Origin of the sequence: Candidatus Marimicrobium litorale, assembly GCF_026262645.1 — a bacterium.
Classification (GTDB): Bacteria; Pseudomonadota; Gammaproteobacteria; order Pseudomonadales; family Halieaceae; genus Marimicrobium; species Marimicrobium litorale.
The window spans coordinates 3,516,662-3,527,750 of sequence record NZ_SHNO01000001.1 but is presented as its reverse complement, the minus strand read 5'-3'; the positions used below and the strand labels follow the sequence as shown (position 1 = coordinate 3,527,750).

Annotated in this window: 7 protein-coding genes; 4 read left to right on the top strand and 3 right to left on the bottom strand. The window is 49.5% G+C overall.

Annotation, left to right across the window (positions count from 1 at the left end):
- The first annotated feature begins 4 nt into the window (after window positions 1-4).
- Window positions 5-1,027, top strand: a complete 1,023-nt coding sequence (locus tag EYC82_RS15760; protein WP_279250502.1) for a glycosyltransferase family 2 protein — start codon at window positions 5-7, stop codon at window positions 1,025-1,027.
- Window positions 1,028-1,599: 572 nt separating this feature from the next.
- Complete coding sequence (locus tag EYC82_RS15755; RefSeq protein WP_279250501.1) at window positions 1,600-2,625, top strand: NAD-dependent epimerase/dehydratase family protein; 1,026 nt, start codon at window positions 1,600-1,602, stop codon at window positions 2,623-2,625.
- A 1,015-nt stretch (window positions 2,626-3,640) separates the two neighbouring features.
- Here the strand turns inward: EYC82_RS15755 and EYC82_RS15750 are convergent.
- Window positions 3,641-4,882, bottom strand: a complete 1,242-nt coding sequence (locus tag EYC82_RS15750) for a hypothetical protein (RefSeq protein WP_279250500.1) — start codon at window positions 4,880-4,882, stop codon at window positions 3,641-3,643.
- Between the two features lie 268 nt (window positions 4,883-5,150).
- On the opposite strand from EYC82_RS15750, the gene EYC82_RS15745 reads away from it, so the two are divergent.
- The gene (locus EYC82_RS15745; RefSeq protein WP_279250499.1) at window positions 5,151-6,602 is read left to right on the top strand and encodes a hypothetical protein; all 1,452 of its coding nucleotides are present in this window, start codon (window positions 5,151-5,153) and stop codon (window positions 6,600-6,602) included.
- 342 nt (window positions 6,603-6,944) lie between these two features.
- Here EYC82_RS15745 and EYC82_RS15740 read toward each other — a convergent pair whose 3' ends face one another.
- Both EYC82_RS15740 and EYC82_RS15735 read right to left on the bottom strand, forming a co-directional pair.
- Window positions 6,945-8,183, bottom strand: a complete 1,239-nt coding sequence (locus EYC82_RS15740) for a thrombospondin type 3 repeat-containing protein (RefSeq protein WP_279250498.1) — start codon at window positions 8,181-8,183, stop codon at window positions 6,945-6,947.
- Between the two features lie 662 nt (window positions 8,184-8,845).
- Window positions 8,846-9,127, bottom strand: a complete 282-nt coding sequence (locus tag EYC82_RS15735) for a hypothetical protein (protein WP_279250497.1) — start codon at window positions 9,125-9,127, stop codon at window positions 8,846-8,848.
- Window positions 9,128-9,587: 460 nt separating this feature from the next.
- Between EYC82_RS15735 and EYC82_RS15730 the strand changes: the two genes are divergently transcribed.
- Window positions 9,588-10,652 carry a sterol desaturase family protein gene (locus tag EYC82_RS15730; RefSeq protein WP_279250496.1) on the top strand — a complete coding sequence of 355 codons (1,065 nt, stop codon included), beginning with the start codon at window positions 9,588-9,590 and terminating at the stop codon, window positions 10,650-10,652.
- The last annotated feature ends 437 nt before the right edge of the window (window positions 10,653-11,089 follow it).

The following is an 11,089-nucleotide window of genomic DNA, read 5'->3' as shown; positions in this document are numbered from 1 at the left end:
AATTATGGACTCCACTGGCAAATATCCCTCGTTCTCAGTTGTCGTAAATAACTACAATTACGACAAATTTCTTGCCGCCGCACTCGATAGCGCACTTCACCAATTAGGCGACGGCGACGAAATGGTGATAGTAGACGATGGCTCAACGGATTCTTCCGTCGATATTCTCGCGCTATACGAGACAAGGCCCGGTGTACGTATCATACGTCAAGAAAATCAGGGCCAAATGAAAGCGGTGCGCGTTGGCATAAATGCGGCAAAGGCTGATGTTGTGGTACTACTGGACAGCGATGACGCGCTGTTACCGGGCTACCTGCAGCGCTTACGAGATATCTATAATGAAAATAGTGACATTTCGTTTGTGATGGCCGCAGCAGACGTGCGAGGCAGTAACCCGCAAACCACGCAGCGCAATGCAAACTACCTCGCCCGCATGACGTTTCCGCGAGGTGCGATCGGGAAAACTAAATGGGCTTCTCTGATGTTTTACGAGTTTGTCGGGACACCCACCTCAGGTATATCACTACACGCGGACCTGGCAAAAAGAATTATATCCATGCCGGACAGTATGGATGCCACCAGCAATATTTCGAGCAGGCTTACGAAAGTCCTGCATATCCCAGAGGTTGAAGCGAGAAAAACAGGCTTTACCGCAGACGGCGTTATAGTGCGCGCCGCCTCGATTCTTGGTGCCAATAAATTCTATGAGACGGTACCGGGCTTCGTTTATCGGATACACGGCGCGAACAAGTTTGCCTCCTTGTCAAAACTGGCCCAACTGTACCTGCGCCAGAATAGCAAAAAATTGTTTTTTAAGACGATAACCGATCATTTCAATATAGAACACCCTCCGCGCATCGAAGAGTTACGAGAGGAATTTGAAAGCAGGCAATATGTCTTACGCCGTCGGCGCCGAATACGTATTCGCATCGGTTATTTGGTTGCTATATTGGGCAGTCAAGGGTCATTGGCACAAAAAATCGCAGGAATTTACGCGCTGATCATGAGTCAGAAGTCATCCGTCTGACGGAGTGCAGAGGAATCGCTTGCGCTGCTACTGCCGGCAAGAGCGAAGCAACAGGGGAAATCTGGCCCCGACATCGCTCCTGGACAAGGAGCGAGTCAAACAAATGAGCCCTTGGCCTATGATTCCATCGATCTCTTTAAGTTTTATATCGAAGATATCACACTGCCATCGCCCTATAGACGAGGCAATTTATGCTCCAGAATTCGTGTCCCTGTATGGCTTGATAGGTTTGAATTGATTAAGCTAGCGCTTTGCCGGGCCCGGTCCAACACACTGCAAAAAATGCCTAGTGTTTACGCGGGGCGTGGATATCTTTGGAGAAATTAAACCCCGTGCGTTGCACTGTCGCACACCACGTTGCGCTGGTTTCCAGTGACACGGGGAGCAAGGAAAAGACGGTCAGCCGGCTTCGAGGGTCTTTACGAAAGACGCGTCTGGCGAGGCAGACGAAAGCGTGAAATAGATTAATAGAATTTTCTCCAAGCGGTTTCTAGGATCGAAGTCGTACACAATTTCACGCGACGTTTTTTAGGTATAGTCGACCCATGTGTACCAGCTAAAGTTTGATAACCATGAACAGAGAATGGACAGGCGTAAAATGTATTGTGACCGGTGGAGCTAGTTTCATCGGGAGTCACCTGGTCGAGGAATTGGTTCGCCGACGTGCGAAAGTCACCGTGATTGATGACTTATCGAATGGCAAGATGGAAAACCTCTCAACGGTGCGAAGTCTAATTGATTTTTCTGAGGGTGACTTGAAATCGAGAGATTTTGCGTTGCGGTCTTGTACTGATGGTGAAGTTCTATTTCACCTGGCAGCTGACCACGGTGGCCGGGGGTATATTTCGACACACCCAGCTAGCTGTGCTAGCAATATGGCGTTAGATAACACCGTGTTCGATGCCGCCGTTCAGAATGGCGTAAAACAAATTATTTTCACCAGCTCCGCCTGTGTTTATCCAACGGATATTCAAGAGGAGAGGCAATTATTAGTCGAGGAGATGGTCGATTTTAATACTCGAGGAGGCGCGTTTGCCGATGAGGAGTACGGCTGGGCGAAACTTATGGGAGAGTTATCGCTCAAGGCATACAACAAGCAATATGGGGTTGGAGCGGTCTCTTGTCGGTTATCAACTGCGTATGGACCAAGAGAAAGCGAGAGCCATGCGATCATTGCCTTGATAGCGAAGGCGTTTATTCAGCAGTCACCCTTTGAGGTGTGGGGGAATGGTGAGCAGTCGCGCGGATTTACCTATGTGGACGACATAGTGAGCGGAATCATCCTCGCCGCAGAGAACATTACCGATGGATCAGCAGTCAATGTAGGGACATCTGATTATGTGACTATCAATCAGATTACCGAAGAGGTCTTCAAATGTTTTGGCTGGCGACCAAAAGAAGGGTTAAAACATCTCAACGACAGACCAGTCGGTGTGAGACACAGAGCCCTCGACGGAAGCTTCGCTCAAAAACGCTGCGGATGGACGCCAAAGGTCTCGCTAGAAGAAGGTGTACGGCAGACGATTGAATGGTATGTCGAAAACCGCGATGTGGATACAGTGCGGGCAGAGTTAGAAAATTTGCTTATGATGAGGTAAGAGAGAACAAGCAGATATGATTTATGTCGGTCACTCCCGTTAAGATCGTATTTTTGAAGCGAGTTTTTCTTGAAAAATAATTGGTCGCTTATCGGTGTTGCGGAACGATTTTCGAAGTCATTAGGCGGACACTTCGACACATCCTCGAGAGTGTCGAATTTCAATAGCCGCCGCCACTAGCTACTCGACGTATCCAGAACATGGCCCGACACCCACTGCACAGCTATGCGCATAAGAACGACACCCTGCATTAGCGCGTATGAGACATGAAGAAGGACCCCGTGACGCAGCGGAGAGATTTCTGAATATGACCAATCGATCATTCCGAAATTTCCATAGACTGCTAGAATCTCTGCCAATTGCTCTCTCTATGAAGGATCTTGGCAAGTTAACCCTATGAGCCTGACTTATATCATAGGGTACCCTGCTCTACTCTTCAAACAGCACTATCCCGAAATCACGATAAAATACGCAGCCCGTGCCGGGACACTGACAAGTTAACTTACTTTTGCTCAAAAAAGGTGGAGAGCGAGGATGACCAAATCGGCGAGATAAGACAAACAGTAAGTCCTGATAACGCATTCCGATAACTTAAGCGTGGTGTCTGTCGCCAGTGCATGACATTAAATTAACTTGTTAGCGCCGTCTAATATCATGGCTCGACCCGATTATTCTCATACTGCTTGGTCATGTAGGTCACCCCGGACAGCGTTTCGCGATAAGCAAATCCATAGCTTTGCAATTTATCAGCGACTTCGACCTACATAAGCTCAGGTCACTCGGTATATGAAACGCGTTTTTTCACCTCGGCAGATGTAACTGGATCAGCTGACCCAAAGATTTCAGGTTGCCAGGGCGGCACGTCAAATATGATGCTTCGCGTTTGCCTAAATTATGGATTAATCTCGTGTGCCCCCCCGGCAACCAATAACAGGACAGAGGTCATCAACGCCATTATTACCCGCGTCTTTCTGATTCCGAATACGAACTTTTTTCAAGGACGGCACCCATCTGCTCATTGCGCTTTTGCGTCGGCGTCCCCTCCTTTTGGAGAGGTAGATATACGATAGGTCTTGCCCAGATGATGCCTATCCACTTCAACGGCACCGAGCACGCGGGTACCCTGTTGCAGTTTTCTTTCGCTTGGAATATAGCGAGCATTACTCACATCCTGCAGCAGTATTATATAGTCTCCGGGATTCACGTCATTCGGATCCGGGATATTTCTACCAAAGTTGTATATGTTGGCCGGCAAGAGGAAATACTGCAAACGCAGCCGATAATAGTTGTGTCCTTTTGAATTATGCACCAGAAAGATTCTTTCCTTTGGCGTCGATGGTAATACCTTCTCTTTCAGATGCTGAGCATAATCATATACGAGAGGCGCAGCAATCTTGTGCTTCGCGGTGTTTGTCAGGCCGGCGAAGCTGCTGGAGGTTTCCGTGACCTGCCTCGTGAGCTGCGCCTGCCAAACTATATCCACGGCGACCCACGGAATCAGCACGCACGTCAGGTAAGCGGCAGGTACGCTTCGTACGCCACCAGCTCGGAGTACGAGTAAGCAAAGCATTGCGATCGACGACCATAACGCCGCCAGTACAATAGGGGAAATTATCGGATCTTTATAAAGCCACAGCAGACTGTTGATGGAAGCACCTTGCCACGGTTTAAACGTCAGCCAGTCAGTAAGAACCCTGTGCACAACCTTCGCGTAGGTTATTTCGCCAATAGTGACCTGCTCAAGAATCAAGGGCTGTCCCAGCGTGCCATAAATCGCTAGACCTACTCCGTCGATTTTCCCAGTCCACCCTTCGTGACCTGACATATCGATGTGGTGTGAAGCGGACGTACTCAAGTCAATTGGAACTCGCTGAAGCTTATCCCCTCCTCCCTCCAGATGCCAGACCACTTCGGCTCTCGGCGCTGTATTGCCATCTTGAATTCGGTAATGGATTAATAAATAGCGGTTTGCATCGAAGTCGGTACGACTCATCAACAACGCCATGCCATCTTCCAACTCGGCTAACTCTATAACGTTATCGCCCGAGACACCCTTGCCTGCAAGTATACTGAACTGATTACCCTTCAATTCTATCTCATTGTCAGCAAATACCATGTTTATGCGTGGATTTTGAGAAGCCATGTAGACGAAAGGAAAGATTAATGCACTCGCAAAAAAAGCCAGGACGACTACGCCCAGCACGACTGCAATAGGCGACCACCGTGAGTTTGACTTGAGTCTTAAACGTTTGGTCACTGTAATATTCTACCGCTTCATAGCCATGGTAATAGCAGATGGATGGTTGAGAGCCCCAAACAAAAATCTCAAGGTTTCGGGCGGACACATCCCTACGAAGTGTATATCAAAAGATACCACCATATATTACAATCATTGTGTGGTTTTTCTGAGCATCCTATGGTGAACACAGTTATTGTTTTTCGATCGAGCGCGATGCAGCGGGCTATTTTTTGGTACTCCGTTCTGCTTGCCTTCGACAGTCGCCAATCGTGAGGAAAACCCAATAATGGCAGGCGCCATAACGGTCATAAGTGTGCTGCTAGCACTCACCGTACCATGGCTTCTGGGAGCATTGTTGCTAAAGAGGCTGTTGAACAGTAGTAAGACCTGTCACTGGGCCATCGCAGTAGGTCATGGTTTTTTCGCTGGAATTTTCTTTGTAACAATATTGTTACGTCTTTTCGATTCGCTACACATGCCCATCAGCTTTATCTCAATTAGTATCGCTATTACTCTTTGCGGGGCGGCGATACTGTTCTACTTCAGTCGCGGGCCTGCTATCGCGCCTACCGTCGCTTCCCGTGTAAGGCCGGGCAGACTGGCGCTCATAGTGCTATCGCTGCTGATTGCCTTGGTAGCGGTGCGGTATTCTACCTTACTTATGGAGCTTACCACCCGGCCAATGTATGCATGGGACGCATGGATGAACTGGGCGCCGAAAGCAGTTGTTTGGTTCCGCCTCGGGGAGATGGCTTCCTACGTTCCCCCGCCCGAGTGGCTGCAAACTACAGATGATGTTGTTTACACTCTGGGCAATTATCAGGCCTCCACCTATCCAGACACTGTGCCATTACTTTACTGGTGGATGATGCTGGCAACAGGGTCGTCGGAGAGCAGTCTCGTGTTGCTGCCATGGTTGCTGGCTCCACTGGCATTGGGGTTTGCGCTTTACGGGCACCTCAGATCAGATGGCGTAGATCCACTGATGGCAGGCATAGCGTTTTACGCGCTTGTGAATATGCCTTATGTTAATGTTCATACCGCGCTGGCAGGTTACGCCGATATCTGGATGGCAGCGGCATTTAGCTTGTCTCTTTTTGCGCTGTCAGCTCGAGAGAGTAGTGGTGAGTTACGCTGGACTTTGCTCTGCGTTTTCTGGTGTATTTTTGCCGTGACGATTAAACGGCCGGGGGTTTTTTTTTCGGCTTTTGTACTTTTTGGATTGGCAAGGTCGATCCTGCGGCCGCCTCGCTGGTTAGAGCGAGCAGTAGTTGGGCTCGTTATTACGTTTTTCGTGCTGGCCTTTACCGTCGGAGTCGCTTTTGATATTCCTCAAGTAGGGCAGTTTAAATTAGACAGTGACGGTATCAAAATACCTACTTTTGGCTATCAAGCATTTGTCTTGACTAACATTACAGAAAGGCTTCTAGCTACGTTACTTGGCATGCTCAATTGGAATCTATTGTTTTATCTCACACCGCTGATATTGATCGCTTTTCTGGGGTGGGGCTTACGAGAGACGTATCAACAAAAAAATGTGGCCCTAGTACTTGCGCTTGCGAGCGTCTTTTTAGCACTCATCTATACATTCACAGGTTACTCCGCTCAACTCATGAATCTTGTGACCTTTAATAGATCATTGCTTTACTTGATTCCCGGATTTCTCTATCTCTTATTTGGGCGCGTTTTTCATGAGTGGTCTGGCAACCAAAATCTTCCCGGTCAAAATCGCCCATAAATCTTATTGGCAGTCATGCTGTGACTCACGTGTAAGTGGCGAGCTGCGACTGGTCGCCAACGGCGTATTCGCGGCAAAGATCTCATCGCAATTTTTGGTAGTCGGGCCTCCGCTTAACAAAAGCTGGCAGCGGCTCGCGTGCTGTTTACGCATTAGATGCCCTACCGGGATTAGCCGGGAGTAAGCCCGCACTAGTTCGCACTCAGTAAGCGCACAGCTAGTCAGAATGCGCAACCAGGTTCAGCTTAGATTCAGTAGATGCGTGTTTCATATTGCCGGGCCCGCATCACAAATGGGATGTTGCACCTTTACCTAAATTAAGGGTCAATCAAGTGTGGCACCCTAGCAACCAGTGACAGGACAAAGATCACCAACACCGTCATTGTCCGCGTCCTCCTGATTAGGATTGGCAATGATCACGCAGTTGTCGCACGCGTCTCCGACACCATCGCCGTCAACATCCTCCTGCTGAGCATTGGCAACTACTGGGCAATTGTCATCTACGTCGGCCCAACCATCATTATCGTCGTCGTCATCGCAAGCGTCACCACCGTCAGTAGCATTATCGGTATTCAATTGGTCTGGATTGGGTACTGACGGACAGTTGTCAATTTCGAATGAGCCCTGCCATACCACGGTGGGGTGCCCACTACTGTCAAAAGTCACCGGGAGAAAGATCATATTGCCTTTTTCCATCTCATATTCTGATGTGCCTACGGAGGGCCTGTAAGGGTAGCGATCACCACCAAATAGCCAGCCGTCTCCCACCGATATTATCCAGCGAGCCTGCGATCCATGCGAGCGCTGCGAATTCAAAATCGCCTCGGGATCCATTTCAATTTGAGTTTCGGCGGACCATGGGCCACTCAAGCTGGACGCCGTTCGATAGTAACTATGCGAGGGCTTCCAGCCTGCGGCATGACTGGCCGTCATATAGTAAACCCCCTCTTTTTTAAACAACCACATTGCCTCACGTTTTTCGATGGGCCCCAGCCATAGTATTTCGCTTTCTACATCCAGAAAATCCGGCGTCAATTTATAAATACCGATATAGCGAGGCGGTGGCGTTGCGGTACTGACCAAATCTCTGCGTGATGTAATAACGTAGGCATCGTCGCCCTCTTGAAAGGTCGACATGCCGCCTATCTTGAAATCGGCCCGACCTCCAACTTCGGCGGAAGAAAGATGCCGAGCGAGTGAATAAGGGCCTGCGATATTCGAGCTCTCGTAGAATTTCAAGCCGTTCTTGGCAACAATAACGTATTTACCGGTAGCTGGGTTGCGAAGCAAAGTGCAGTTCTTACCGGCTGTCTCTGTTCCTGCAGGCACGTCGACGGCTTTTACGACGTGCGTCCAGTCGCTACTGCCCAGCGTCTCTGACGAGTAGATATGAATATCCGCACCATTTGCTGCTTGATCAGGATCATTCCCTACCCAGTAATACAGGCCATCTATGAAAGTAATGTGCCCTCCATAGCTGGCTTTGATATAGCTCCCGTTCGTATCGTTCCAGATCGTATCGTTCACAATAGTGGACGCATTCACCGGCGCACAAAGTACAAATGCTGTAATCAGTAGCATGAGGAATGCTACTGCGCGATGCGTCGAATTTTTGTCTAACCGAATCATATATAGCACAGCAACGTCTTTATTTTTTCCCATTATAACTAACCTTGGAGCCCTCTAGTTTCGTTATCCAAAAGCATCACTCTTGCTGTTTCACCCCACACCATCGCCGTGGTTCTGTGCGCCACCAAAGTAATCATCGAAAACCACTATCTCCCAGTGCCAGCGTTGTTTATCGCAGGCTGATGGGCGATTGAGCCGCTGTCGCCAATTCCCGGAGAATTGCTGGCATCAACTCTTATGTCTGGCCTCGGGAAACACGGCTTTTTCCCGCTAATGAGCCCGGCCACACATCTCACCACAAACACCGAGACTCGCCGTCGAGTCTTGGCGCTACACTGCACAGGGTAAGGTCGTCTCTGGCACGTGCGAGATCGCGCTCGCCACCAGGATAAGAATGCCCACAGTAATTACCTGCAAGATTCACGCCAAACCAGTGACTCCAAGCAATCGCCGATAATGACGCTACTCCTGACCCGGTTCTGTAAAGAAAATTGACAGAAACTTGCGTTTTGACAGGTTACAGAGCCCTGAGCTTGAATTAATCGAGCGCTTGCACCTCCAGCACTACCTATCCTCACTTCAGCGGACGCATTCATTCTGGACGTCCTGGCAAGTTAATTAACGCGACCAATCAAATTCGGTTCCCGGGCATCAAGCACTACCCTGTTCCACTCGCCAAACGCGCACACCCTCACGTCACAATCATGTTGAGCACTGTCCGGATACCGGCCACGGTTAAATCGCGGCTTGGCGACAGCATCAACAGCGACGAATCTCGGAGCCTGCCTTCTCGACTTGAACGTCCGCATTCCTCGCTCCATCACACAGGGCTCTCGTGCGGTCGCTCGAGCCTCGTTCAGAAGTTCGGCGTGGGACACCACCTGAATGTCTTTCACTGGCACCACCCGCCCATGCAACCAACCCTGTGTAGGTTCGGTATACGCGTCAGCGGCAAAACAGATTGAAACAGAGCGGTATCAGCTACCAGCGCCTGCTTGATCTCGCCCGCATTGATCCTGTCTCGCAGTACCCCGAATTCCGGTCCGATTGTACTGGCCACCATTGAGTGGTGGGAGTTTACTGATGCGGCCGCGTTCTCGCGGTTCTTTACGCCACCTCTGAAGAGGTCGCCACGAGACTACACAAAGCGTATTGATTTATGATGATTGCGCGCTGTCTTCGGGTGGAAGCTCTGCATAGCGCAAGAGCATTTTCTCCAAACCCTCACCGATATTGCTTATACTTGATCAGCGCCCGGTGTTAAGGAAAATGCGTGCCTCATCGAATAGTGCGGGGTGTTTGAGATCGCAAGACTGCAAGGCAGTGGATTTATGAGTTCATACGCCTGATGAAAGAATGAAACTAATGGATGTTCTCCTCGGCCACCTGAACGAGTTTGCGATCGCCCCCTTCACTAGGAGGTTTATTGGGGTCTTTGATCATGATGGGCGTTTTGGCATCCCTTTCCTGCTCATTTCCGTTCTGGTTGCCTACGCGCTGTACCGTTTCCGTCGAGGCCGAGACCTTACGTCGACAAGTTCTTTCTGGGAGTTTCTCGGCGGCTACCGAGTCAATTTCCATCGTTCCGCTCTGCTCGACTATTCCTATTATTTCCTATTCGCTATTCTCAATGTGGCGGTGGTTTTACCGATAGTGGCGTTGATCGACCCCTATGTGTTTGGGTCAGGAGACTACATCGATTTCTTTACCAATCTGTGGGGTGAGCGGCCTCATCTCGGGGAAAACGTTTTTCTTTCTCTACTCTACGGACTGGGGCTGTTTCTCGTGCGGGGTTTTAAACACTACTGGATACATCGATTTTTCCATACCAATGAATGGCTCTGGGAGTTCCATAAGGTTCATCACTCAGCGCCGGTGCTGGTTCCTGCCACCGCGCAGCGTATACATTTCGTTGAAAAGATCGTCGAACTAACAGCGACCTTAGTCGTCGTAGGGCTGTATGCAGGAGTATTCTGGTATGCCGCTGGAGGAGAAATCAGCCGATACACACTGTTCGGCATAACTTACACAACGATCATCTTTAACAGCCTCGCGGCAAACCTTCGCCATAGCCATGTCTGGTTATCTTTTGGCCCGCGCATCGAACACATCATCAACAGCCCGGCCCAACATCAAATTCACCACAGTGATTTGCCTGAACATCACAACATGAACTACGGCACCAATCTTTCACTCTGGGACTGGATGTTCGGCACGTTATACGTTACCACCAGCAATCCCGAACGCGTCCGCTTTGGAACGGGAAACCCTGATACCGATGCACGCTACAGCACACTTTACGGATTGATCGTTACACCGGTTGTTGCGATTGGAACAAAACTAAAAAGAAAGATGACACTCGCTGCGGACAAAAAACCTTCACTGACGTCGCTGAAGAGTGTGCGCAGAGATGGCACGTAGTTGAACGATACACTTTTTAAAGTCCCCCGGATAGCGGTGTGCTTGCCGAGGTACCAAATGCCGAAGAAAGAGACGCCGCCTGGGCTTTGAAAAATTCAGTGCTTGAAGCGAAGAACATACGTCCCTTGATGGTCAGGTCTGCTGTTACCTCCGACGAGGAGCCAATTTCGCAAGCCCGAAATACTATCTGGTCAGATATTGAATTTTTTCCAAGCGTTTGTCGCCTGAGTCTATATATTTTCCCAACTTAACTTGTCAACAGCTTTGCGAGTCATCCGGGATCACAGGTTTTGTTGGCGTGCAGGTTACATCCTGTAACGAAAATCTCGCGCCCCGGAATGGATAAAACTCGTCTTAGTTATTGATTCCAATATGGATTATCATCAATGCTGCATGGCATAGAACAAGGGCGCACGCGAACACACCAGGCGACTCCT

What these genes read in the sequence shown, in the direction of transcription:
- EYC82_RS15760 (WP_279250502.1), top strand. Translation starts at nt 5, where the DNA reads ATGGACTCCACTGGCAAATATCCCTCGTTCTCAGTTGTCGTAAATAAC.
- EYC82_RS15755 (WP_279250501.1), top strand. Translation starts at nt 1,600, where the DNA reads ATGAACAGAGAATGGACAGGCGTAAAATGTATTGTGACCGGTGGAGCT.
- EYC82_RS15745 (WP_279250499.1), top strand. Translation starts at nt 5,151, where the DNA reads ATGGCAGGCGCCATAACGGTCATAAGTGTGCTGCTAGCACTCACCGTA.
- EYC82_RS15740 (WP_279250498.1), bottom strand. Translation starts at nt 8,183, where the DNA reads ATGCTACTGATTACAGCATTTGTACTTTGTGCGCCGGTGAATGCGTCC.
- EYC82_RS15730 (WP_279250496.1), top strand. Translation starts at nt 9,588, where the DNA reads ATGAAACTAATGGATGTTCTCCTCGGCCACCTGAACGAGTTTGCGATC.